Origin of the sequence: Lentzea sp. NPDC092896, assembly GCF_044754905.1 — a bacterium.
In the GTDB taxonomy this organism is placed as follows: Bacteria; Actinomycetota; Actinomycetes; order Mycobacteriales; family Pseudonocardiaceae; genus Lentzea.
On the sequence record NZ_JBIVPX010000006.1, the window covers coordinates 218,099 to 240,721 of the forward strand.

The following is a 22,623-nucleotide window of genomic DNA, read 5'->3' on the forward strand; positions in this document are numbered from 1 at the left end:
TTGGAAACCGGATGAACGCTCCGCAGCCGCCAGGAAACCAGTTCGGCGGTCAGCCGCAGCAGGAGCCCAACGCGGACGCCACGCAGATCGTCCCAGGGGGTGGGCAGCCGACTTCGGCGTACCCGAACCCGGACGCGACGCAGGTCGTCTCGCCTGGTCAGGCTCCCGCCGCACCGCAGCAGAACGCGGACGCCACCCAGGTCGTCAGCCCCGGGCAGGTGCCTCCCGCTTCGGGTGGCTTCCCGGCGCAGGGACCCGGCTCTGGCGGATTCCCCGCCCAGCAGCCGCCCCAGTACGGCGCTCCGCAGCAGCCCTACGGTCAGCCGCAGCAGCCTTACGGCGCGCCGCAGTCCAACCCGTACGGCCAGCCGCAGCAGCAACAGCCCTACGGTCAGCCGCAGCAGCCCTACGGCGCTCCGCAGTCGAGCCCGTACGGCCAGCCGCAGCAGCAGCCGTACGGCCAGCCCGGCGGCTACGGCCAGCCCGGCTACGGCGCCCCGATGCCTCCGACCGGCTACGCCGAGTGGGGTTCGCGCGCCGTCGCGGGCCTCATCGACTACGGCGCTCCCGGCCTGGTCGCCGCTGTGATCATCGGTGTCTTCAGCGGGATCGGCGCGAGCACGGGTGACGCGTCCTCCGCCGGCCTCTTCGTGCTGATCGCCTACGTGGTCGGCTACGGCGGTCTCTTCGGCTTCTACATCTGGAACACGGTCCTCAAGGGCGGTTCCACGGGCCAGTCGATCGGCAAGAAGGTCGCGAAGATCAAGGTCATCAAGGAGGACACGCAGCAGCCGCCCGGCGGCGGTGTGGCCTTCCTGCGCCTTCTGCTGAACAACGCGTTCGGTCTGCTCTGCGGCATCGGCTCGCTGATCAACTACCTCGCGCCGTTGTGGAACCAGCCGAAGAAGGAGACCTACTCCGACAAGATCTGCGGCACGGTCGTCATCAACTGGCCGGACACCGCGTCCTACGGCGGCGGCGGATACCCGCAGCAGCCCGGCACCGGTGGCTACCCGCAGCAGCCGAGCACGGGCGGCTACCCGCAGCAGCAGCCTCCGCAGCAGGGTGGCTACGGCCAGCCCCCGCAGCAGGGCTACGGCGGCCAGCAGCAGGGCTGGTAAGTCCCTCCGCAGCACTTCGACCAGCCCCCGGCCATCACGGCCGGGGGCTGGTCTGTTTTCACTGCTTGGACACTTGCGGTCGGCGGCCAGATGGGTGAGTACCCTTCGGACATGAGCACCCCATACGGCTTCGCCACCAGGGCGATCCACGCCGGTCAGGACCCGGACCCGACCACGGGTGCGGTGAACGTGCCCATCTACGCGACCTCGACGTACGCCCAGGACGGCGTCGGAGGCCTGCGTGAGGGCTTCGAGTACTCGCGCACCGGCAACCCGACCCGCCGCGCACTGGAGACGTGCCTCGCGTCGCTCGAACGCGGCCGCTACGGCCGTGCGTTCTCCTCCGGCATGGGTGCGACCGACGCCGCGCTGCGCACGTTCCTCAAGCCCGGCGACCACATCGTCATCCCGAACGACGCGTACGGCGGCACGTTCCGGCTGATCGACAAGGTCTTCTCCCAGTGGGGCGTCACCCACTCGCCGGCACCCGTGTCCGACGTGGACGCGATCCGCGCCGCCATCCGTCCCGAGACGAAGCTCGTGTGGATCGAGACGCCCACGAACCCGTTGCTGAACATCGGCGACATCGCGGCCATCGCCTCGGTCGCGCACGAGTCCGGCGCGAAGCTGGTCGTGGACAACACCTTCGCTTCGCCTGCCCTGCAGACTCCTCTGGAGCTGGGTGCGGACGTGGTGCTGCACTCGACCACCAAGTACGTCGGCGGCCACTCCGACGTCGTGGGTGGTGCGCTGATCACCTCTGACGAGGAGGTCGACGCGGCGTTCGGCTTCCTGCAGAACGGGGCCGGTGCTGTGCCCGGGCCGTTCGACGCCTACCTGACGTTGCGCGGCATCAAGACGCTGCAGCTGCGGATGGAGAAGCACTCCGACAACGCCGAGCTGGTCGCCGAGGCCCTGACGCGGCACCCGAAGGTGAAGAAGGTCATCTACCCCGGCCTGGAGTCGCACCCCGGCCACGCCGTCGCGGCCAAGCAGATGAGCCGGTTCGGCGGGATGGTGTCGTTCATCGTCGACGGTGGCGAGGAGGCGGCTCTCGAGGTCTGCGCGCGGACCAAGCTGTTCCTGCTGGCCGAGTCGCTGGGCGGGGTCGAGTCCCTGATCGAGCACCCCGGGAAGATGACGCACGCGTCCACTTCCGGGTCGCTGCTGGAGGTGCCGGCCGACCTGGTCCGCGTGTCGGTGGGCATCGAGTCCGGCGACGACCTGGTGGCTGACCTGCTCGAAGCCCTGGGCTGAGTTCTCCCGGCAACGCAGAAGGCCCCTCCTGGCTGGGAGGGGCCTTTCGCGTCTTCTAAGGCTTCTTCGAGCCGCCGAACCTGTCCACGTTCTCGGCCTCGGCTGTCGGAGCCGACGGTAGGTCGGCGCCGTTCACACAGCCGCCGACGAACTGGATCGCGTCGCCGGTGCGGACGAAGCGGCCGGCCTCGTCACAGCCTGCGTGCGCCACGGTCAGGAACGCCGCGCCGGTCAGTGCCACAGCCGTGGTCACGGCTCCGACCAGCGGAATCACCGCGGCCACGCGTCGCGCGAATGCCATGCCACCTCCACCCGATGTGAGTCCCCCGTAAGGCAGCCTACCGGGGGATCGGCGTCAGAGGTTGCCGCGTCGCTCCTGTTCGCGCTCGATCGCCTCGAAAAGGGCCTTGAAGTTGCCCTTGCCGAAGCCCAGCGAGCCGTGCCGCTCGATCATTTCGTAGAAGACGGTCGGGCGGTCGCCGATCGGCTTCGTGAAGATCTGCAGCAGGTAGCCGTCCTCGTCGCGGTCGACCAGGATGCGGTGTTCCTTCAGGGTCTCGATCGGAACCCGGACCTCGCCGATGCGCGCGCGGAGCTCGGGGTCGTCGTAGTAGGAGTCGGGCGTTTCGAGGAACTCGACGCCCGCGTCGCGCATGGCCGTGACGGTCTTGATGATGTCGTTGGTCGCCAGCGCGATGTGCTGGACGCCCGCGCCCTCGTAGAACTCCAGGTACTCGTCGATCTGCGACTTCTTCTTCGCGATCGCCGGCTCGTTGAGCGGGAACTTGACCCGGTGGTTGCCGTTCGAGACGACCTTGGACATCAGTGCCGAGTAGTCCGTGGCGATGTCGTCGCCGATGAACTCCGCCATGTTCACGAAGCCCATGACGCGGTTGTACCACTCGACCCAGTAGTCCATCTTGCCGAGCTCGACGTTGCCGACGCAGTGGTCGACGGCCTGGAACAGGCGCTTCGGCGCGCCTTCCGGACGCTTCACGGACGAGCTGCGCGCCACGTAACCGGGCAGGTAGATGCCCTCGTACTTCGAGCGGTCGACGAGCGTGTGGCGGGTCTCGCCGTACGTCGCGATCGCGGCGAGGCGCACGGTGCCGTGTTCGTCGGACACGTCGTGCGGCTCTTCCAGGACGGTCGCGCCCTGCTCGCGGGCGTGCTTGATGCACTGGTCGACGTCGCCGACCTCCAGCGCCAGGTCGATGACGCCGTCGCCGTGACGGCGGTGGTGGTCGAGGAGTTCGGAGCCGGGCGTGACGCCGCCGTGGATCACGAAGCGGGCCGAGCCCGACTTCAGCACGAACGACTTGTGGGTGCGCTGGCCGGTCTCGGGGCCCGCGTAGGCCACGAGCTCCATGCCGAACGCCACCTGGTAGAGCCACGCGGTCTGCGTGGCGTTGCCCGCGACGAACACCACGGCGTCCATGGCGCGCACGGGGAAGGGGTCCTTGGTCGCGTCGTAGTCGACCAACCCCACGAGCTGCCGGAGCTGGTCGTAGCTCACGTCGTCAAGCTGCTGCGTCATGTCCATCAGCATGATTCGACCTAGCAGGGTGAGCAACAGTCAGCGAATTCACAGGACAGTTTGTATAGTGATCTATGCCCTTGGATCAGCAGAGTGAGCACTCTGACCAGCCCGTGGACGAACTGGACGCGAAGCTGCTCCTGCTCTTGACGGACGAGCCCCGTCTGGGCGTCCTCGAATGCTCACGCAGGCTCGGGGTCGCCCGCGGCACCGTGCAGGCCCGGCTGGACAGACTGGTCGAGCGGGGCGTGCTCACCGGGTTCCCGCCGGCGCTCGACCTCGGCGCGATGGGCTACGGGCTGACGGCGTTCGCGACGGTCGAGATCGCGCAGGGACGCCGGGCCGAGGTGTGCGAAGGACTGGCCGCGATCAGCGAGGTGTGCGAGGTGCACGCGACAACGGGCCAAGGCGATCTGTTCGTGCGAATGGTCGCGAGGTCGAACGCGGACCTGCAACGCGTGGTCGATCACATTGTTGACGTGCCTCACGTTCGTCGTTTGTCGACCTCCATTGCTTTGTCAACGCCCGTGCCCCCACGTGTGCGGCCGCTATTGGAACGCGTGAAGGGGCGGCCACCGAGGTGACCGCCCCTTCGCACGTTTATGTGGCGTGACTACGACTGGTAAGGAACCGCGGAGATCAGCGTGACCTTCTGCTGCTTGCCGTTCGGCAGCTCGTAGGACACGGTCTCGCCGTCCTTCGCACCGTTCAGCGCCTTGCCGAGCGGCGACAGGGGAGAGTAGACCTCCATCTCCCCGTGCGCGCCTTCTTCGCGGGTCGCGAGCAGGAAGGTCTCCGCCTCGTCGTCGCCTTCGTAGCGGATCGTCAGCACTGTGCCCGGTGCTGCAACACCCTTGGTGGTGGGAGCCTCGCCGACCTTGGCGGCCTGGAGCAGCTCGTGCAGCTGGCGGATGCGCGCCTCCTGCTTGCCCTGCTCCTCGCGAGCCGCGTGGTAGCCGCCGTTCTCACGCAGGTCGCCCTCTTCGCGACGGGCGTTGATCTCGGCAGCCATGACCGGGCGGTACGCGATAAGTTCGTCCAGCTCAGCCTTGAGCCGGTCGTAGGCCTCCTGGGTCAGCCAGGTCACCTGGGTGTCGCTCACGGTCACCAACTCCTCGTCTTGCTCTGGTGCACACGTGTCACCAGATAGTTCCCGGGCCGCTGGCCCGGAACGGAAAAACACGGCCCGCGCCGGGGCCGTGCTTGAGCGGCAATAGTAACACGCAGACAACGTTCAGCGACGGCGATTTGTTCCCCATCTCGCCGTTTAAACCGCAGATCACCCGCTTGGCCGCTAGCTCGTGGACAAGTAGGAGGGAACCTGGTAGGAGCACCCGAACACCTCGCCGGTGACCGGCGGCTTCGAGGTGCGGAGAACTGTTGTCTCTACGACGACGTCATTTCCCGGCGGCACCAGAACTTCGCGTCTACCCGCTTCGTCCCCGTCCTTGGACCGGGCCCGAATGATGCAGACGGCAGCGCGCTCCGGTTGATCGCGGGAAACCTCGAAACTGACCTTCACCTGGTCGTCGCTGAGGAGGATGAACGCGGTCTGCTTGGCTTCGATCGGTTTAGTGCCGAGATTTCGGTAACCGACGAAGGCGATCAGGGCACCCACCGCAACAGCTACAGCGAGTAACGCCCACCGCGTCCACTTGGCCAGCGGCTTGCGGCTCTGTTTGCTGTAGCGCCCCTCGGGGAGCACGCGCTGTGCCACTTGTCCGCGTCCTCCTCGGCCTCTGGGGAACAATGGTGCCCGGCGTTCAGTTGATGAGTGTCGCAGGACCGTTCACACAGGAGGACCACGGGGGTCATGGCCGAAAAGCTGCGCCTTATGGCAGTGCACGCACATCCCGACGACGAGTCGAGCAAGGGCGCGGCCTCGATGGCTCGCTACATCGCGGAAGGGCACGACGTGATGGTCGTGACCTGTACCGACGGTGGTGCGGGCAGCATCCTCAACCCGGCGATGGACAGGCCGGACGTGCTCGAGAACATCATCGAGGTCCGCCGCGAGGAGATGGCCCGCGCGGCCAAGATCCTCGGCATCCAGCACCGCTGGCTGGGCTTCAAGGACTCGGGCCTGCCCGAGGGCGACCCGCTGCCGCCGCTGCCCGAGGGGTGCTTCGCCCTCGTGCCGCTGGAGGAGTCGGTGCCGTCCCTGGTCGAGGCCATCCGCGACTTCCGCCCGCACGTCGTGGTGACCTACGACGAGAACGGCGGCTACCCGCACCCGGACCACATCCGCACGCACGAGATCTCGATGGCGGCCCTGGACGCCGCCGCCGACGCCTCGTACCAGCCGGAACTGGGCGAGGCGTGGGAACCGCGGAAGGTCTACTACGGCCACGGCTTCTCGCGCGCCAAGATCGTCGCGTTCCACGAGGCGATGGAAGCGCGCGGCATCGAGTCGCCGTACACCGAGTGGCTCGCGAACTGGAGCACCGACCGCCCGGACGTGATGGACCGCGTGACCACGCAGGTCGAGTGCGCGGACTACTTCGACGTCCGCGACGAGGCCCTGAAGGCCCACGCCACCCAGATCGACCCGACCAGCCGCTGGTTCGCCATCCCGATGGACCTGCAGCGCGAGATCTGGCCGACCGAGGAGTACGAGCTCGTGCGGTCACAGGTGGACTCGACGCTGCCGGAGAACGACCTGTTCGCCGGAGTTAAGGTCTAGGGGTGCTTTCCCCAGACTTCTCCCTCGGCAGCACGGTGGCGCTCGTCGCCGTGCAGCCGTCGAACACGAACGACGGCAATGACAAGGGCGGCCAGGGCGAGGACTTCGGCAAGTCCTCCCCGGTCGGCCTCGTCCTGCTGATCGTCTTCTTCATCGCGATCTTCTTCCTCGTGAAGTCGATGAACAAGCACATCAAGGGCTTGCCGGCGTCGTTCGACGAGCCGGCCGAGGGGGCTGCGGCCTCTTCGGAGGCCTCGGCCGAGCCCGCGGAGCCCACTTCTTCGAAGGCGTCGAAGGCCGCGAAGAAGAAGGACTGACCTCGCGCGCCACGGCACAACGACTCGCTGGAATTGTCATGATCGCGAGTTGTCCACAGGTTGTGGCTTTCTGACCTGCGGAGATGCCGGAGCGCGGTAGCTTGTGGATACGCGGGAACGCGAATCGCGTTTCCTTCGTTCCGCAAGAGGAGGAAGCGCGGGGGGCGAGGGTCAGGACAGGTCAGGTGAGCCCGGCCGCCCCAGGACTGCTGTGTCAGATCTGCTGGGTCACGGCCGACGAGTGGTGGACCACGGTCGGTTCAGCCGGGGGCCGGGGCTGTGGCGGACGGGCGGGGCAACAAAGCCAGTCGGCCAGGGCGGACCGGATCGGTCGCCACTTGACTAGCCCTCCCGGTCAGCGCACCACCCAGCCCAGCGAGCCGGGCCAGTCAGCCGCGCCGGGCGCGTCAGCCGCCTGAGCACACCCAGCCGCGCCAGCACACCAGCCGCGCCAGCTAGGCACCCCAGCCCAGCCTCGCCAGCCCACGCAGCACGCAGCCGAGCCCACTCAGCCGACCGAGCCGCCCCAGCCCAGCCACCCCAGCCCAGCAGCCCAGCCCACGGGGCCGGCCGGGCCGGGCCAGCCGGACCAGCCGGACCAGCCGGACCAGCCGCGCCAGCACACCAGCCCAGCCCAGCCCAGCCAGCCCAGCCCACGCGGCCGGCCGGGCCAGGCCAGCCGGGCCGGGCCAGCTGTGCCGGACCAGCCGAGCCGTGCCGGACCAGCCGAGCCGTGCCGGACCAGCCGAGCCGCGCCGGACCAGCCGAGCCGCGCCGGACCAGCCGAGCCGCGCCGGGCGCGTCAGCCGACCGAGCCGCGCCAGCACATCAGCCGGGCCAGCCCACGCAGCCGCGCCGGGCCAGCCCAGCCAGACCAGGCGGGGCCGCCCCGAACTCAGGCCAGCCGAGTCGACACCACGAAGTCGTGCACCTCGTCGAACGCCGGCGGCTCCAACGGCAGGTCGCTGGTCTCCCGCGCCTGCCGCAGCTCCTCCTGCCAGTGCGCGAGGTCTGCCTCCAGCCGCTCGGGAGCGGGCCGCCCCGGCACCCCGGCCAGCGCCCGGTGCTCGCCGAGGATCTTGGCCTCGATGAGGCCCGGCAGGTAGTCCGGGCCGTCGAGCTTCTCGAGCAGCGTCGGCAGGTGCGCGTTCACCTCGCCGGTGCGCAGCAGGTGCACGCCGGTCAGCAGCGCGCGGAAGGTGTAGAGCAGCGGCTTGATCTCGGCGGTCTTCTCGAACAGCCGCCATTGCGTCGCGGCGAACCCGCGGTAGTGGTGCCCGTGCCGTGAGGTCAGGCATCCCGCGGCCAGGTCGGCGAGCTTGCGGTGTGCGTCCGTGGTGTGCACGACCAGCGGTGAGAGCAGTTGCTCCAGCACGTAGCCGTTGGGGCGGGTGAGCAGCTTGCAGAACTTCTGCACGTCGTGCGTGACCAGGTCGATCTCGACGCCGTCGCGCACCCACATCCGTTCCTTGGTCTCCGGGCCGCGCCGCAGGCCGAGGATCTCCGGGAGCGGCAGCACGTGCACGCCGCGCAGGTCCACGTCCGAGTCCCGCGACGGGAAGCCGTACAGGTGTGCGCCGGACACGGTCGCGAACAGCAGGCCGTGCGACTGCTCGGCGACCACGTCACGAAGGTCAGGTACCTCGTAGCTCACAACATCCTCCTGCGCACCGACACCAACCAGTCCTCGACCCGCGCCCGATCCGGGTCCTCGGGCAGCGGGCCCTCGGCCTCAGCGATCTCGTCGCCGAGGCGGTGCGCCCACGCCACCGCGTCGTCCCAGGCCATCGAGCCGTCGCGGATCTGGAGCAACGAACGGTCCGCGGCGATGTCGTAGACGCCGGTGCGCAACAGATGAAGGCCCACCAGGCGCAGCCGCACGACGTGCATGAGCTGCTTCGGCTTGAGGTTGCGGCCCGCGCGCGACAGCTGCATCTCCGTCGCGCGCGTGAACGCTCGCACGGCGTAGCGGGAGAGGAACGCGGGCAACAGGTCCCGCAGTTCCTCTCCCATCGGCGTGCTGATCTCCACCAGCGGGCTCACCAGCGTTTCGAGCACCGTCGGGTTCGACTTCAGGCCCAGCTTGCAGAAGTGCTCGACCTCCCAGCTGAGCTGCTCCGGAGCAGGGCCCTCGACTGACGTCGGCGGCTTCTCCAGGAGCCAGAACGACTCAGTGGGCGCGACGAACACGCCCCGTCTGTCCACATCGGACTCGGGTGTCGCCAGCCCGTAGGCGTGCGACCCGATCACGGCTTCGAGGATCACAGTCGTGGGTCCACCGGTTCTGATTCCAACGCCAACACTCCGAACACGCACTCGTGCACGCGCCACAAAGGCTCGCCGCGCACGAGACGTTCCAACGCCTCGATGCCCAGGGCGTACTCACGCAGGGCGAGTCCGCGCTTGCGACCGAGAGCACGCTTGCGCAGCCGCGACAGGTTCGAAGGCGTCGTGTAGTCCGGGCCGTAGATGATCCGCAGGTACTCGCGCCCGCGCACCTTCACGGCCGGCTGCACGCGTCCGCCGAGGTTCGCCAGCGGTTTCACGACCATGCCCTCTCCGCCGTCCGCGGTCAGCTCCTCCCACCACCGCACACCGGCGGCCACCTGCGCGGGGTCGCCGACGTCGACCACCAGGTGCCGGGTCTGCTGGAACAACGGACCTTCCAACCGGGCCAACACCGACAGGTGCCACAGGTGCGAACGGTCGTGGAACGTCTGCCCCTCCGCCGCGAGCAGCTGGAACGGCGCGATGCGCACGCCCTCCAGCCCCTCAACAGGCCAGCAGTACCGCTCGTAGGCAGCGCTGTAGGCCGCGGCGTTCGACGCACGCTGCGACGTGCGCGCCAACAGGTCCGCCACGTCCACGCCACGAGCGGCAGCCGCGGACAAAGCGTCCACCGCCACCGGCAACGCACCGCCAGCAGCCGCCCCGACCGCCGCGTACTGCTCGCGGATCAGTCCGGACGCCTTGGCGTTCCACGGCATCAGCTCGGCGTCGAGGAGCAGCCAGTCCGTGGCGAACTCCTCGAACAGCCCGGCGCACGCCGAACGCACGCCGTCGAGCAGTTCAATGCCCAGCGCGCCGTCGAAGAACGCACGGCCGGTGCGCGTGTAGATCGCACCGCCTTCCTTGCGCACCAACAACACCGCACGCGAGCCCATGTGCTTCTCCTCGCAGATCACCTGCGTGACACCGGCCGCGAGGTAGTCGGCGAACGCGTCCGACGGGTGCTCCAGCACGTCGTCGCGCTGCGAGGTCGCGACAGGCGCCATCGTCGGCGGCAGGTACAGCAGGTCGTGCGGGTCGATCGCGAACCGGCTCATGACTTCCAGCGCCGAAGCCGACTGCTCCGCGCGGACCGTCACGGCGCCGAGCAGCGCCGTGTCGATCCGGCGCAGACCGGTGACGTCGGTGAGCGCCAGCACGTCCGGCGCGCGCTCGACGGCCTTCGGCGGGAACGGCGCGTCGCTCTCGTACCAGACCTGATGCGCCTTCACGGAAACGGTTTCGCGCTCCGGGTAGCGCAACGCGGTCAGCTTCCCGCCGAACACCACACCCGTTTCGAGGCACATGGTGTTGTTGATCCACTCGGCCTCGGGCACCAGGACATGGCCGTACAGCACCATCGCCGCACCGCGGTAGTCGTTCGCCCACGGCAGGCGCACCGGCATCCCGTGCGCGTCGGTCTCGCCGGTCGTGTCGCCGTACAAGGCGAAACTGCGCACCTTCCCGGACGCCCGGCCGTGGTAGCGCTCGGGCAGGCCGGCGTGCGCGACGACGAGGTTTCCGCCGTCCAGCACGTAATGCGCGACCAGCCCGTCGCAGAACCGGGTCGCGGCCAGGCGGAACTCCTCCGACTCGTGCGCGAGCTGCTCCAGCGACTTCTCCAGCCCGTGCCGGACCGTCACCTTGTGCCCGCGCATCGCCCGCACGAGCTTCTCCTCGTGGTTTCCGCGCACGCTCAAGGCGTGCCCGGCCGCGACCATGCCCATGACCAGGCGCAGCACGCCAGGGGTGTCCGGCCCGCGGTCCACCAGGTCGCCGACGAACACGGCCTTGCGGTCATCAGGCGGGACCGCGTCGACAGCGCGGCCTTCGTCGTCGCGAACCAGCGAGTACCCGAGCTCGACGAGCAGTTCCTCCAACTCGGCGCGGCAACCGTGCACGTCACCGAACACGTCGAACGGGCCGGTCTCGTGCTTGAGGTCGTTGAGCAGGCGCTCGTACACGATCGTCGAGTTGTCCACATCGGACTCGGAGCGCAGCACGTGGACGCGCTTGAAGCCCTCCTTGCCGAGGAACTTCAACGAGCGCCGCAACGCCGACCGGTGCCGCTTCACGACGTGCGCGCCGAAGTCGCGGTCGGGACGCTGTGCGTTGCGCGCCAGGCACACCTCGGTCGGGGTGTCGAGGACGATCGCGACCGGCAGCACGTTCGCCTTCTTCGCGACCTCGATCAGCTTGGCGCGGTCCGGCGCCTGCACGTTGGTCGCGTCGATGACCGTGACGCGCCCTGCTTCCAGTCGCTTGGAGGCGACGTAGTGCAGCACGTCGAACGCGGCCGCGGACGCCGACTGGTCGTTCTCGTCGTCGGACACGAGCCCGCGGAAGTAGTCGCTCGACAGCACCTGCGTGGGCAGGAAGTGCTTGCGCGCGAACGTGGACTTGCCGGAACCGGAGGCGCCGACCAGCACGACCAGACACAGGTCAGGGATCTTCAGTTCCATCAGTTCTCGTCTCCCAGGCTGAACACGGCCATCTGGGTCGGCGCGCCGCGTTCGGCGTCCTCCGGCCCGATCGGCACGTACCGCACGCGGTAGCCACGGCGTTCCGCGACGCCGTCCGCCCACGCCGCGAACTCTGCTCGCGTCCACTCGAAACGGTGGTCCGAGTGGCGCATCTGCCCTTCCGGCAACGTCTCGAACAGCACGTTGTACTCGACGTTCGGCGTCGTCACCAGCACGGTCGCCGGCCGCGCCACGGTGAACACCGAGTGCTCCAGCGCGGGCAGGCGCGACGGGTCGACGTGCTCGACGACCTCCATCAGCACCGCCGCGTCGTAGCCGGCCAGTTCGGTGTCGGCGTACGTCAAAGCCGACTGCCGCAACGTGATCCGCTCGCGCTGACGGTCGCCCATGCGGTCCAGGTGCAGCTTGCGCGCGGCCTCCTGCAACGCCTTCGCGGACACGTCGACACCCTGGATCTCGGTGAACTCGGGCTCGTTGACGAGCGCGCGCAGCAACGCCCCGCCGCCGCAACCGAGGTCGAGCACGCGCTTGGCCCGCGCGTCCTTCAACGCCTTGATCACGGCTTCCTTGCGTTGCACGGCAAGGGAGATCTTCGGTTCGGCCAGCGCGTTGTCCAGCTCCTCCGGCTCGACCTCGTCGACGTCCGCGAGCCGTTCCAGGGCCGAGGTGATCAACGGTCGCTTGCGCGCCAGGTAGCGGGTGGTGATCAGCTCCTTGTCCGGGTGCGCGGCCAGCCAGCCGTCACCGGCCTTGAGCAGCTTGTCGACCTCGTCGGCCGCGACCCAGTAGTGCTTGCCGCCGTCGAGCACGGGCAGCAGCACGTAGAGGTGCTTCAGCGCGTCACTGAGCCTCACCGTGCCGGTCAGCGTCACGTCGCCGAAGCGCGAGTCGCCGTGCTCGGAGACCGTTACGTCCCAGCCGAGTGGCGTGAACAGTCGCTCCGCGAGCCGGTGAGGCAGCGCGGGAACGCGGATGACCAGCGGAATCGGCGTCGCGGCGAGCTCGGGGTAGCTCTCGCTGCGGCCGTTCATGGCCGTGCGGAACACGCTGCCGAGCGCGACCGTGAGCAACGACCCGGCCGCGTACGGCCTGTCGTTGACGTATTGCGTGAGAGTGCTGCCGGGACCTCGGACGAGCGCGACGGGGTCGACCTCCAGCAGGAGGGCGACCGTGCATTCCTCGTTCGTCGCCTTCGGGTAGAAGACGTGCGCGATGCCCGAGCTCGTCGTGAAGGACTGAGCCCGGTCGGGATGCTTGTGCAGCAGGTGGCCGAGATCGGTCGCCGGCTGGTGCGTCGTGGTCAAGGTGAGCAACACGAGGTCGAGTCTGATCGACAGTCGGCCTTCGCGCTGCTGATTTAGTGTGGTTCGCATGACTAACCGGCTTGCGCACGCGACCAGCCCTTACCTGCTGCAGCACGCGGACAACCCGGTCGACTGGTGGCCGTGGTCCGCGGAGGCGTTCGAGGAGGCACGACGGCGCAACGTGCCGGTGCTGCTGTCCATCGGTTACGCGGCCTGCCACTGGTGTCACGTGATGGCGCACGAGTCCTTCGAGGACGCGGAGGTCGCTGCCTTCCTGAACGCGAACTTCGTGTCGGTGAAGGTGGATCGCGAGGAACGCCCGGACGTCGACGCCGTGTACATGGAGGTCACGCAGGCCATGACCGGCCAGGGCGGATGGCCGATGACGGTGTTCCTCACGCCCGACGCGCGGCCGTTCCACGCGGGCACCTACTACCCGCCGTCGCCGCGGCCGGGCATGCCGTCCTTCACGCAGCTCATCGAGGCCGTGACGGCGACGTGGGCCGAGCGGCCGGGCGAGATCCTGGAGTCGGCTTCCGCTGTGGTGGAAGAGATCTCGCGCCACGCCGCGCCGCTGCCTCCGTCCGCTGTGGACTCGGACGCGCTGGCGGGCGCGGTGGTGTCGTTGCTGGGCGAGTTCGACCGGCGCCACGGCGGATTCGGTGGCGCGCCGAAGTTCCCGCCGTCGATGGCGCTGGAGTTCCTGCTGCGGCACCACGAACGCACCGGCTCGGTCGAGGCCGTCTCGATGGCGACCGCGACGGCCGACGCGATGGCCAACGGCGGCCTGTACGACCAGCTCGGTGGCGGGTTCGCGCGGTACAGCGTCGATACGTCCTGGGTGGTGCCGCACTTCGAGAAGATGTTGTACGACAACGCTTTGCTGCTTCGCTTCTACACGCATCTGACGCGGGTGACGCGGTCTGATCGCTACGAGCGGGTCGCGCGGGACACGGCGTCGTTCCTGCTGAGGGATCTGCGCACGGCGGAGGGTGGGTTCGCGGCCTCGCTGGACGCGGACACCGAGGGCGTCGAGGGCCTGACCTACGTGTGGTCGTTCGAGGAACTGGGCGACGCGGCGGCCGCGTTCGGCGTGACCTCCGAACCGAACTTCGAGGACGGCAGGTCGACGCTGCGGTTCGTGTCGGAGCCGGGGGAGGAGGTGCGGGCCGCGCTGCTGGCGGTGCGCGCCGGAAGGCCGCAGCCCGGCCGGGACGACAAGGTGATCGCCTCCTGGAACGGCATGGCGATCGCCGCGCTGGCCGAGGCGGGCGCGTTCTTCGGTGAGCCGTCGTGGATCGCGGCGGCCTCGGAGGCCGCGGAGTTGCTGGCCTCGGTGCACGTGGTCGAGGGCAGGCTGCTGCGGACCTCGCGGGACGGCGTGGCGGGACCGTCGTTCGGCGTGCTGGAGGACTACGGCTGCCTCGCCGACGGCCTGCTGGCGTTGCACCAGGTCACCGGCTCGATCCGGTGGCTCGACCTGGCGTGCGGCCTGCTGGACACCGCTCTCGCGCGGTTCGCCGCCCCGGACTCGCCCGGCGCCTACTACGACACCGCCGACGACGCCGAGACCCTGGTCCGGCGCCCAGCCGACTCGACCGACAACGCGTCGCCCTCCGGTGCGTCCTCGCTGGCCTCGGCCCTGGCGACGGCGTCCCTGCTGTCGGGCGCCGATCGTTCTTCGCTGTACTTCACCGCCGCGTCGGAGGCCGTCACGCGGGCAGGTCTGCTGGCCGCGCGGGCGCCCCGGTTCGCCGGCCACTGGCTGACCGTCGCCGAGGCGCTGGAAGCCGGTCCGTTGCAGGTGGCCGTGGTGGGTGCCGACGACTCGCGCCGTGCGTCGCTGTGGGCGGCGGCGGTTGCTCATGTCCCCGGAGGCGGCGTCGTCGTGGCCGGTGAGCCCTCGTCCGTGCCGTTGCTGGAAGACCGGCCGTTGGTCGACGAAGGCCCTGCGGCCTACGTGTGTCGTGGCTACGTGTGCGACAGGCCTGTCGTGTCGGTAGATGCCCTGGTCACTTCACTGACGGCGAACACCACCAGCTGATTGCAGGCGTAACGTCGGTTACAACGTAATCATGTAATCAGGGGTGGTTGTAATGGGACGTGGATGGCGAGGACGAGGCGGGTGGCAGCAGGCGGACCTGCCCTCGGCAGACGACGCGGCGGCGTGGTTCGCGGGAAGGCTCCCGGACGCCTGGTTCGCCGGCGCGCCCGAGGTGATCATCGACCGCGAGGAGATCACGGTCGTCGGCACGCTGCCCGCGCTGGAGGGCGAGTTCGACGACGCCTCGCGTGCCGCGGCCGAGTCGGGCCGCATCTCGCGCTGGCGCGAGGACACCCGCGAGGAACGCATCGAGATCGCCCGCCAGGCCGAGCACCGCTACGGCCGCAAGGTCGCCTGGGGTGCCGTGCAGGGCAGCACGCGCGAACTCTTCACGCACCTGGCCGTGCCGGTCATGACGCGCCTGCGCCAGCCGGAACGCCAGGTGCTCGACACGCTGGTAGCCGCCGGTGTGGCCCGCTCACGGGCAGACGCTCTGGCATGGGCCGTGCGCCTGGTCGGCGAGCACGCGGACACGTGGCTCGACGAACTCCGTGACGCCATGTCGAAGGTCGACGATCTCCGTTCGCAGGGGCCTGATCTGGCCTAGCCTGCTGCTCGTGGATCTGACGTCGGTCGCGGAAGCGGTCGTCCGGGACGAGCCGGGCGCGTTCGAAAAGTTCATCGATGAGGCCCAGGGCCGCTCGCCCGACGAGATGTCGGCGGCGGCCCTGGTCCTGTCCTCGTCGCCGGACGTCCAGGTCAACGAGTTGCTCGGCAACCTGCTGTTCTACATCGGCGCGTGCGATGCGTTGGAGCCGTTGGTCCTGCGCGTGGTGGAAGCCTTCGAACGAGGCGACGGCGAGACCTGGGAGCGCGCGCTTCTGCTGCCTTTGCAGGACGAGGACGTCCGCGCCGGCTTGCCACATCGCTCGCGCCTTATGGCCGCGGTGCCAACCGATTCCTGGCTCTACGGCCTGCTGATGGTCGTGGACCTCGAACCGCTGCTGGTGCTGCATCGCCCCAGTGGCACCGGTTTCGAGGTGACGATCGGCGGCCTCGGCGACAACTTCCAGCTCCACACGCTGCTCGCGTACCGCCTGGTCCCCGAGCACGTGCCCGGCGAACCGCCGCTGGACGCGTGGGTGGAGGCGGCGTCGGTGGGCGAGGACCTCCAGCCAGAGGGCGGAATCCGCGGCCAGTTCGAGCTGTCCGACGGCTTCGGCGACACGATCTGGAACGAGGGCCGCCCGTCCGACATCCCGCTGTTCGAGGGCCGCCGGGTCGTCGTCCTCGGCCCGCCGCCGTACCAGCGGTCGTGGAACACGGGTCGGCTCTACCCGATGATGACGCCTCTCGTCGACATCGCCCGCGTGCTGCCCGCTGACGAGGCCGCGTCGTGGCTCGCGAAGGTCAGCTCGTGAGTTTTTCCGGCTCTGCGAGGAAGGTTCTCGACACCTCGCTGCCGCTGGGGCACCGCGTCAGCGCTCTGCGTCTGTGCCTGTGGGGCTACCGCCCCCTTGGTTTTCACGCGTCGTTCAGCTTTCTGCAGTCCGTGGCCGGCGACTTCACCCGCGACCCGGCCCTGCTGCCCGCGGCGCTGGAACTGCTGACCGCGAGTCATGCCGCTTGGCAGGCTGACCTGCGCGCCTACGGCGTTTTCCGGCAGCAGGCCAAGCGCCTGGGCTACCGCGTGCCGCACCCGTCCGCGCCCAACCCGAACAAGCCTTCGCACTGGTACGGAGCACCGCGCGAGGCCGCCCTTCACGCCGTGTGGTTCTGGTACTCGAAGGGCACGTCCGCGGACGTCGATGTGCAAGGCCTTGCCGTTGCCCTGCTGGAGCGAGGGCGGTTCACGGCGGCGCAGCGGGAGATCTTCGACCGGGTCTGTGCCGAGCCTGGCGACTCCCGGGCGATCGTGCGGCAGATGGCCGTCGTGGTGGCGGGTGACGGCTGACCGTTCGACCGCGACTTCCGACTGCTCGCGCGACTCTTCGAGCTGACGCACGCACTCATGGATTCGCGTGCTCACAGCGCCTGCGTTCGTTCGACCTGTGAATCGTCCAGCCCGCTGGGGCTCAACCTGTCCGGTCCGGTCGGTGGAGCGTGGGTCGTCGCCTCGGTCGCCCGGTTCGCGCCGACCGCGTCGTTCCGTGTCGGCAAACCCCGACATCCTTACGGTGCAACGACTTCCGCAGGAGTGTCAGACCCGTTCGCTAGTGTTGAATTTGGGGGTACCCGGCCCGCGTCGTGTGTGTGGTGGGCTTCCGTTGGTTCGTGTGTGCCAGTTGGCTCGTGCGTTCCCCTGCGGAGCCCGATGACGCACCCGAGTGCGACGGTGGTGACGCCGGCGACGGACACGAGCGTGAGTTCCTGTGCGCCGAGCAGCACGGACGTTGCCAGGCCCGAGACCGGCATCAGGCCGATGAGCACGCCCGCGCGGTCAGAGCCCAGGCGGTTCACGGCGAAGTACCAGAGTCCGAAGGCCAGCGCGGTCACCACCACGGCCAGCAGCGCGAGAGAGAAGCCCTGCTTGGCGTTCGGCATCTGCCAGCCGCCGACGAACGTGCCGAGCACCGCGCCGATCACCGTCGCCAGGATGCACGTCCAGGTGGCCACGCCGAGCACGCCGAGGCGTCGTACGACTCCCACGGCGAACAAGGTGAAGCAGACCTCGCCGGCCATCGTGATCAAAGCGAGCGCAAGGCCCGGGCCGTGCCACGAGCCGCCGCCGGACAACAGCACGATGCCTGCCGCCACCACCACGGCGCCCACTACGGCCGATGCGGTTCGTTGGCGGGAGAGCAGCGCCAGTGCGATGGGGGCGCCGCCCATCACGGCGGCGACGAAGCCCGGTTCCGCGTACTGCTGGGCGGCGATGAGCACGGCGTTGAAGCCGAGCATGCCCGTGATGACCACGCCGAGCAGTGGCGGGACGTCACGCCACGACGGCATCGGCAGACGGCGTGCCACCAGCAGCAACACGGCCGCGCCGAGGGCGTAGCGCATGGCCTGACCGGTCAGGACCGGGTAGCCCTCCAGCATTCCCGTGATCGGAACGGACGCTCCGACGATCGTTGCCGCTGTCGCTCCCGCGGCCACCCCGAGTTTCATGTCCACCAGCCTTGCGCTCGACTGGTCCAGGTTTAAGCTCCACTTCGATGGCTACGAACTGGACCACTTTTCGCGAGCTGCTGTTGCCGGGGCATCAGCGGCGCCGCGGGGTGGAGGTCGAACTGCGCCGGGCGATCCGGGACGGGCGGCTCCTGCCGGGTACGCGGTTGCCGTCGAGCCGGGACCTGGCCGCGCAGCTGGACGTGGCGCGCGGGACGGTGACGTCGGCGTACACGCAGCTCGTCGCGGAGGGGTATCTCACCAGCCGGCGCGGGTCGGGGACCACGGTCGCGAGCCTCGGACCGGCCGGTGTGTGCGGTGTGCCCGAGCCGCCGCCGCGGTGGCGGTACAACCTGCGGCCCGGCCTGCCGGCGTTGGGCGCGTTTCCCCGCGCCGAGTGGGTGGCGGCCCACCGGTCGGCGCTCGCCGAGCTCCCCGACGAGGACCTCGCCTATCCGGACCCTGCCGGTTTCGTGGGGCTGCGCAAGGAGATCGTCGACTACCTCTCGCGGGTGCGGGCGGTCGTCGCGAAGGACGCGGTGATCACCAACGGCGCGGCGGACGGGTTGCAGCTCACCGCCCGGATCCTGAACGGCAGCATCGCGATCGAGGAACCCAGCCACTTCGGCGGCGAGAACATGCTGCGGTCGCACGGGCTGAACACCGTGCCGATTCCGGTGGACGACAAGGGAATCCGGGTCGATCTTCTGTCCAAAACGGACTGCAAGGCGGTGCTGGTCACCGCGGCACACCAGTTCCCGCTCGGTGTGGTGCTGCATCCGGAACGGCGGCGGGCGCTCGTCGACTGGGCGCGCGAGCGGGACGCGTTGATCATCGAGGACGACTACGACGCCGAGCACCGGTACGACCGGCCGGCCTTGAGCGCGTTGCAGGCTCTCGCGCCCGAGCACGTGGTGTACCAGGGCACGACGAGCAAGGTGCTGGCGCCGGCGTTGCGCCTCGGTTGGCTCGTGGTGCCGGAACGGCTGCGCGAAGGCATCGTGCAACGCAAGCAGTACAACGACATGGGCACCGGCACGATCCCGCAGGCCGCGTTCGCGCACCTGTTGCGGACGGGCGGCTATGACCGGCATCTGCGTCGTACGCGCGCGCTCTACCGGAAGAGGCGGGACGCGCTGCTGGAGGCCGTTGCGGAGCATCTGCCCGCATGGCAGCCCATCGGCGTCGCGGCTGGTCTGCACGTCGTGCTGCGCATGCCTGACGGGACGGACGACCTCGCGTTGAAGAGCAGGCTTGCGGAGCGTGGCGTGCACGTCTGGGCGTTGGCGCAGTACACGCGCACGCCCATGTGGCCCGGTTTGGTGCTCGGTTACGCGGCGCTCACCCCTGACCGTCTGCGCGAGGCGGTCAGGGAGATCGCCGATGTCGCGGTGGCCTAGAGGATGTGCTCGCGGGCGGTGCTCATGATGTGCTCGCGGTCACTCATGATGTGTTCGCGGTCGGTGCCGTCGCCGGTGGCGCTGAGCGTCGTCACCGCCGCGGCGGCGAACAGCAGTGCGGCCGCGACGATCTTGAAAGCGTTCATGGTTCGGTAAACCCCCAGGTAGAACGGTTGGCGGGGCAGCCTAGCCCGCGCCTCCAGAAATTGTCAGTGCCGGGGTGCACCATTGAACACGTGCTTCTCTCCGAAGTGGTCGACACGTCAGCCGCCGTCGCGGCGACCCGGTCGCGCCTGGCCAAGGTCAAGGCGCTGTCCGCGTTGCTGCGCGCGGCGACGGCGGACGTAGTGGTCGCGGTGGTGTCGTTCCTCATCGGCACCCCGCGGCAGGGTCGTATCGGTGCGGGCTGGCGCACCGTCGTCGATCTGGCCGTGCCTGCGGCCGATCGTGCCGGACTGACGATCGCCGAGGTCGACGCCGCGCTCGCCGAGGTGGCCGCGACGTCCGGCAAGGGCTCGGCGCAGCGCCGGGTCGACCTGCTGACGGCGTTGTTCGGGCGGTCGACAGAGGCCGAGCAGGACTTCTTACGTCGGTTGCTCACCGGCGAGCTCCGGCAGGGCGCGCTGGAGGGTGTGATGCTCGACGCGATCGCCTCCGCCGCGGACGTGCCGGGCGAGACGGTGCGGCGCGCGTTCATGCTGTCCGGCCGCTTACCGGAGACGGCCGTGGCCGCCCTGGACGGCGGCGCGCCGGTCCTGGAGGCGTTCCGGCTGGAGGTCGGGCGCCCCCTGCGACCGATGCTGGCCTCGCCCGCGGAGTCGCTGGACGAGGCGCTGACCGAGCTCGGCAGCGTCGTGGTGGAGCACAAACTCGACGGCGCGCGCATCCAGGTGCACCGCTCCGGCGACGAGGTCCACGTCTACACGCGCACGTTGCGCGAGATCACCAAGACTGTGCCTGAGCTGGTCGAACTCGTGCGAGGCCTGCCGTGCACGTCGGTGGTGCTCGACGGCGAGACGCTGGCGCTGACCGACGAGGGGAGACCGCGCCCGTTCCAGGAGACGATGAGCAGGTTCGGCGCGCAGGACGAACGCGAGCTGCTGCTGCACCCGTACTTCTTCGACTGCCTGCACCTCGACGGCAAGGACCTGCTCGACGAGCCGCTGCGCGACCGCCTCGCCGCACTGCGGCAGGTGGCGGGCGAGCACGTCATCCCCGGCGTGCTGGACCCGTCGCCGGAGGAGGCGGCAGCCGTCGTCACGGCGGCGCTGTCGGCGGGCCACGAGGGCGTGATGGTGAAGTCGCTGGCCTCGCCCTACGCGGCAGGCCGGCGCGGCAAGGCCTGGCAGAAGGTGAAGCCGGTGCACACGCTCGACCTGGTCGTGCTCGGCGTCGAGTGGGGCAGCGGCCGCCGCCGCGGCTGGCTCTCGAACCTGCACCTGGGCGCCCGCGACCCGGACGGTGGCCCGCCCGTGATGGTCGGAAAGACCTTCAAGGGCCTCACCGACGAGCTGCTGAAGTGGCAGACCAAGGCCCTGCAGGAGATCGCCGCCGAGCAGAACGACTGGGTGGTCATGGTCCGCCCGGAGCTGGTGATCGAGATCGAACTGGACGGCGTGCAGGTCTCGCCGCGCTACCCCGGTGGCGTCGCGCTGCGGTTCGCCCGAGTCGTGCGCTACCGCCCGGACAAGGACCCGTCTGAAGCAACGACCATCGAGGAGGTGAGGGCACTTCTGCCTGCCGCACAACCGAATCCCGAGAACTGACCGTCGCTGGTTTGGTGGCATGGGGGAGAACCAGGAGCTCAGCCGCGTCTACGCCGAGCCGGACGACTTCGCGCAGTGGACGGAGTTGGACCGCGGCGCGACCGTGAGCTGGTACGACGGCCGGGTCCTCGCCGTGCAGGACTTCGGCATGACGATCCGTGTGGTCCTGCCGATCAGCCTCGACACCGGGGAAACGGTGCGGATCGAGGTCTGGGCCGTCCTCGACTTCGGCGACGGCGCCGAGCTCGCCTCCGAGCTGGAGAACGGCTGGCGCGGTGTGCCCGCCCGAGGCCTCCTGCTCAACGTGGTCGAGCCCTGGCCGGAGGTCTACGGCGCCCCGGTGACGTTCGCCGGGGAACCAGGCGAGTGGCTGCCCCGCGTCACCGGATCCGAGCACCCGGTCCTGCACCGCGTGATCACCGAGAAGTGGCCGGTCAGCGTGCTCGCGCTCGGGCGGTTCTGGTTCGAAAATCGGGTGCGGGCACCAGGGCCCGGCGATAGCGTCGAACCAGTGACCGACGTTTCCGCGCTGCTCAGCGCCTTCGACACCCAGGCTCGACCCTCCGAATGGGAGGCGTATGCCGACGCCGTGCGGGACTCGGAGGTGTTCCGGGTCGCTTGGGAACACCGCCGCGGTTTCGTCGCGGGGCCGCCCAACCTCAGCCTCGAGGGCGCCGAACTGGACGCGGTGATCGCACGTCAGCGCGACTTCTTCGCCGCGCGCGGGCAGTCCGTCGAGTGGAAGACCTGGGGCCACGACAAGCCCGCTGACCTGCCGCAACGGCTGGAGGCGGCCGGGTTCGTCTCCGATGGCCGCGAGACCGTGCTCATCGGGCGCGCCGAGGAGATGGCGGGTCCGGTCCACCTCGAGGGCGGCATCGTCCTGCGCGAGACCAGGGACCAGGCCGACTTCCAGCGGCTGGCCGCCACGGCCACCGAGGTGTTCGAGCGGGACAGCAGCTGGCTCGTCGACTACCTGCTGGACAAGCAGGACGACCCCAACACGGTCGTCGTGGTCGCGGAAGCCGGCGGTCAGGTCGTGTCGTCCGCGCGGCTGGAGATCGTGCCGGGCACCGAGTTCGGCGGGCTTTGGGGCGGCGGCACGCTCGCGCCATGGCGAGGTAAGGGCATCTACCGCGCTCTCGTGGCGCACCGTGCGCGCGTCGCGATCGAACGGGGCGTGAAGTACCTGCAGGTCGACGCGACGGAGGACAGCAGGCCGATCCTGGAACGCCTCGGGTTCGTCGTGGTGACCACGGCCACCGGCTACATCTGGCAGCCGTGACGCGTCCGCCCGCGTGAGACCGGCTGCCCAAGTGAGACGTGGCGCGT

At 69.5% G+C, this 22,623-nt stretch carries 22 protein-coding genes; 12 read left to right on the plus strand and 10 right to left on the minus strand.

Features of this window, described 5'->3' with window-relative positions:
* The first annotated feature begins 11 nt into the window (after positions 1 to 11).
* Positions 12 to 1,121: an RDD family protein gene (locus tag ACIQF0_RS28950; RefSeq protein ID WP_360037985.1), complete on the plus strand. Its 1,110-nt coding sequence runs from the start codon at positions 12 to 14 to the stop codon at positions 1,119 to 1,121.
* Between the two features lie 111 nt (positions 1,122 to 1,232).
* Entirely contained in the window at positions 1,233 to 2,378 is a 1,146-nt protein-coding gene (locus ACIQF0_RS28955) for a cystathionine gamma-synthase (protein ID WP_360037982.1), read from the plus strand.
* Positions 2,379 to 2,433: 55 nt separating this feature from the next.
* Here the strand turns inward: ACIQF0_RS28955 and ACIQF0_RS28960 are convergent, their stop codons facing one another.
* Together ACIQF0_RS28960 and hppD are read right to left on the minus strand one after the other, a co-directional pair.
* Positions 2,434 to 2,679, minus strand: a complete 246-nt coding sequence (locus ACIQF0_RS28960) for a hypothetical protein (protein WP_093602603.1) — start codon at positions 2,677 to 2,679, stop codon at positions 2,434 to 2,436.
* A gap of 54 nt (positions 2,680 to 2,733) precedes the next feature.
* The gene (gene hppD / locus ACIQF0_RS28965; RefSeq protein ID WP_360037979.1) at positions 2,734 to 3,915 is read right to left on the minus strand and encodes a 4-hydroxyphenylpyruvate dioxygenase; all 1,182 of its coding nucleotides are present in this window, start codon (positions 3,913 to 3,915) and stop codon (positions 2,734 to 2,736) included.
* Positions 3,916 to 3,989: 74 nt separating this feature from the next.
* Between hppD and ACIQF0_RS28970 the strand changes: the two genes are divergently transcribed.
* The gene (locus ACIQF0_RS28970; RefSeq protein ID WP_319980305.1) at positions 3,990 to 4,499 is read left to right on the plus strand and encodes an Lrp/AsnC family transcriptional regulator; all 510 of its coding nucleotides are present in this window, start codon (positions 3,990 to 3,992) and stop codon (positions 4,497 to 4,499) included.
* Positions 4,500 to 4,528: 29 nt separating this feature from the next.
* Here the strand turns inward: ACIQF0_RS28970 and greA are convergent, their stop codons facing one another.
* Both greA and ACIQF0_RS28980 read right to left on the minus strand, forming a co-directional pair.
* Complete coding sequence (greA, locus tag ACIQF0_RS28975) at positions 4,529 to 5,026, minus strand: transcription elongation factor GreA (protein ID WP_319971601.1); 498 nt, start codon at positions 5,024 to 5,026, stop codon at positions 4,529 to 4,531.
* Positions 5,027 to 5,209: 183 nt separating this feature from the next.
* Positions 5,210 to 5,632 (minus strand): DUF4307 domain-containing protein, encoded by a 423-nt coding sequence (locus tag ACIQF0_RS28980; RefSeq protein WP_401034397.1) that lies wholly within the window; start codon positions 5,630 to 5,632, stop codon positions 5,210 to 5,212.
* Positions 5,633 to 5,728: 96 nt separating this feature from the next.
* Between ACIQF0_RS28980 and mca the strand changes: the two genes are divergently transcribed.
* Together mca and ACIQF0_RS28990 are read left to right on the plus strand one after the other, a co-directional pair.
* A complete protein-coding gene (mca, locus tag ACIQF0_RS28985; RefSeq protein WP_401034399.1) occupies positions 5,729 to 6,598 on the plus strand; it encodes a mycothiol conjugate amidase Mca in 870 nt (289 codons plus the stop codon).
* 2 nt (positions 6,599 to 6,600) lie between these two features.
* Positions 6,601 to 6,915: a hypothetical protein gene (locus ACIQF0_RS28990; protein ID WP_401034402.1), complete on the plus strand. Its 315-nt coding sequence runs from the start codon at positions 6,601 to 6,603 to the stop codon at positions 6,913 to 6,915.
* Positions 6,916 to 7,810: 895 nt separating this feature from the next.
* On the opposite strand, the gene ACIQF0_RS28995 is transcribed toward ACIQF0_RS28990, so the two are convergent.
* The 4 genes from ACIQF0_RS28995 to ACIQF0_RS29010 are packed head-to-tail and all read right to left on the minus strand — an operon-like array spanning position 7,811 to position 12,982.
* Positions 7,811 to 8,569 carry a DNA polymerase beta superfamily protein gene (locus ACIQF0_RS28995; protein ID WP_401034405.1) on the minus strand — a complete coding sequence of 253 codons (759 nt, stop codon included), beginning with the start codon at positions 8,567 to 8,569 and terminating at the stop codon, positions 7,811 to 7,813.
* Positions 8,566 to 9,165, minus strand: coding sequence for a DNA polymerase beta superfamily protein (locus ACIQF0_RS29000; RefSeq protein ID WP_360037967.1), 600 nt, complete (start codon positions 9,163 to 9,165; stop codon positions 8,566 to 8,568). Before ACIQF0_RS29000 ends, ACIQF0_RS28995 begins: the two co-directional genes overlap by 4 nt.
* A gap of 11 nt (positions 9,166 to 9,176) precedes the next feature.
* Complete coding sequence (locus ACIQF0_RS29005) at positions 9,177 to 11,645, minus strand: polynucleotide kinase-phosphatase (protein WP_401034409.1); 2,469 nt, start codon at positions 11,643 to 11,645, stop codon at positions 9,177 to 9,179.
* Entirely contained in the window at positions 11,645 to 12,982 is a 1,338-nt protein-coding gene (locus tag ACIQF0_RS29010; protein WP_401034412.1) for a 3' terminal RNA ribose 2'-O-methyltransferase Hen1, read from the minus strand. The genes ACIQF0_RS29005 and ACIQF0_RS29010 overlap by 1 nt, the downstream gene beginning before the upstream one ends.
* Positions 12,983 to 13,037: 55 nt before the next feature.
* On the opposite strand from ACIQF0_RS29010, the gene ACIQF0_RS29015 reads away from it, so the two are divergent.
* The 4 genes from ACIQF0_RS29015 to ACIQF0_RS29030 are packed head-to-tail and all read left to right on the plus strand — an operon-like array spanning position 13,038 to position 16,968.
* Positions 13,038 to 15,014, plus strand: a complete 1,977-nt coding sequence (locus ACIQF0_RS29015; RefSeq protein WP_401034415.1) for a thioredoxin domain-containing protein — start codon at positions 13,038 to 13,040, stop codon at positions 15,012 to 15,014.
* A gap of 52 nt (positions 15,015 to 15,066) precedes the next feature.
* A complete protein-coding gene (locus tag ACIQF0_RS29020; protein WP_360037955.1) occupies positions 15,067 to 15,621 on the plus strand; it encodes a hypothetical protein in 555 nt (184 codons plus the stop codon).
* 10 nt (positions 15,622 to 15,631) lie between these two features.
* Positions 15,632 to 16,435 carry a hypothetical protein gene (locus ACIQF0_RS29025; protein WP_401034418.1) on the plus strand — a complete coding sequence of 268 codons (804 nt, stop codon included), beginning with the start codon at positions 15,632 to 15,634 and terminating at the stop codon, positions 16,433 to 16,435.
* Positions 16,432 to 16,968 carry a hypothetical protein gene (locus ACIQF0_RS29030; protein ID WP_401034421.1) on the plus strand — a complete coding sequence of 179 codons (537 nt, stop codon included), beginning with the start codon at positions 16,432 to 16,434 and terminating at the stop codon, positions 16,966 to 16,968. The genes ACIQF0_RS29025 and ACIQF0_RS29030 overlap by 4 nt, the downstream gene beginning before the upstream one ends.
* Before the next feature lie 218 nt (positions 16,969 to 17,186).
* On the opposite strand, the gene ACIQF0_RS29035 is transcribed toward ACIQF0_RS29030, so the two are convergent.
* Positions 17,187 to 18,125: a DMT family transporter gene (locus ACIQF0_RS29035; RefSeq protein ID WP_401034424.1), complete on the minus strand. Its 939-nt coding sequence runs from the start codon at positions 18,123 to 18,125 to the stop codon at positions 17,187 to 17,189.
* 47 nt (positions 18,126 to 18,172) lie between these two features.
* On the opposite strand from ACIQF0_RS29035, the gene ACIQF0_RS29040 reads away from it, so the two are divergent.
* The gene (locus ACIQF0_RS29040; RefSeq protein ID WP_401034427.1) at positions 18,173 to 19,525 is read left to right on the plus strand and encodes a PLP-dependent aminotransferase family protein; all 1,353 of its coding nucleotides are present in this window, start codon (positions 18,173 to 18,175) and stop codon (positions 19,523 to 19,525) included.
* Here ACIQF0_RS29040 and ACIQF0_RS29045 read toward each other — a convergent pair.
* On the minus strand, positions 19,522 to 19,671 hold the full coding sequence (locus ACIQF0_RS29045) for a hypothetical protein (RefSeq protein WP_401034430.1): 150 nt from the start codon (positions 19,669 to 19,671) through the stop codon (positions 19,522 to 19,524). The two genes, ACIQF0_RS29040 and ACIQF0_RS29045, sit on opposite strands and share 4 nt — an antisense overlap.
* Positions 19,672 to 19,761: 90 nt before the next feature.
* Between ACIQF0_RS29045 and ACIQF0_RS29050 the strand changes: the two genes are divergently transcribed.
* Together ACIQF0_RS29050 and ACIQF0_RS29055 are read left to right on the plus strand one after the other, a co-directional pair.
* Positions 19,762 to 21,291: an ATP-dependent DNA ligase gene (locus ACIQF0_RS29050; RefSeq protein ID WP_401034433.1), complete on the plus strand. Its 1,530-nt coding sequence runs from the start codon at positions 19,762 to 19,764 to the stop codon at positions 21,289 to 21,291.
* Between the two features lie 19 nt (positions 21,292 to 21,310).
* A complete protein-coding gene (locus ACIQF0_RS29055) occupies positions 21,311 to 22,576 on the plus strand; it encodes a GNAT family N-acetyltransferase (protein ID WP_401034436.1) in 1,266 nt (421 codons plus the stop codon).
* Positions 22,577 to 22,623: the final 47 nt, after the last annotated feature.

Excerpts from the sequence above, each read along its gene's own strand:
- ACIQF0_RS28950 (WP_360037985.1), top strand. The coding sequence starts at position 12 with ATGAACGCTCCGCAGCCGCCAGGAAACCAGTTCGGCGGTCAGCCGCAG.
- ACIQF0_RS28955 (WP_360037982.1), top strand. The coding sequence starts at position 1,233 with ATGAGCACCCCATACGGCTTCGCCACCAGGGCGATCCACGCCGGTCAG.
- ACIQF0_RS28960 (WP_093602603.1), bottom strand. The coding sequence starts at position 2,679 with ATGGCATTCGCGCGACGCGTGGCCGCGGTGATTCCGCTGGTCGGAGCC.
- hppD (WP_360037979.1), bottom strand. The coding sequence starts at position 3,915 with ATGACGCAGCAGCTTGACGACGTGAGCTACGACCAGCTCCGGCAGCTC.
- ACIQF0_RS28970 (WP_319980305.1), top strand. The coding sequence starts at position 3,990 with ATGCCCTTGGATCAGCAGAGTGAGCACTCTGACCAGCCCGTGGACGAA.
- mca (WP_401034399.1), top strand. The coding sequence starts at position 5,729 with ATGGCCGAAAAGCTGCGCCTTATGGCAGTGCACGCACATCCCGACGAC.
- ACIQF0_RS29005 (WP_401034409.1), bottom strand. The coding sequence starts at position 11,645 with ATGGAACTGAAGATCCCTGACCTGTGTCTGGTCGTGCTGGTCGGCGCC.
- ACIQF0_RS29015 (WP_401034415.1), top strand. The coding sequence starts at position 13,038 with ATGACTAACCGGCTTGCGCACGCGACCAGCCCTTACCTGCTGCAGCAC.
- ACIQF0_RS29020 (WP_360037955.1), top strand. The coding sequence starts at position 15,067 with ATGGGACGTGGATGGCGAGGACGAGGCGGGTGGCAGCAGGCGGACCTG.
- ACIQF0_RS29035 (WP_401034424.1), bottom strand. The coding sequence starts at position 18,125 with ATGAAACTCGGGGTGGCCGCGGGAGCGACAGCGGCAACGATCGTCGGA.
- ACIQF0_RS29040 (WP_401034427.1), top strand. The coding sequence starts at position 18,173 with ATGGCTACGAACTGGACCACTTTTCGCGAGCTGCTGTTGCCGGGGCAT.
- ACIQF0_RS29045 (WP_401034430.1), bottom strand. The coding sequence starts at position 19,671 with ATGAACGCTTTCAAGATCGTCGCGGCCGCACTGCTGTTCGCCGCCGCG.
- ACIQF0_RS29055 (WP_401034436.1), top strand. The coding sequence starts at position 21,311 with ATGGGGGAGAACCAGGAGCTCAGCCGCGTCTACGCCGAGCCGGACGAC.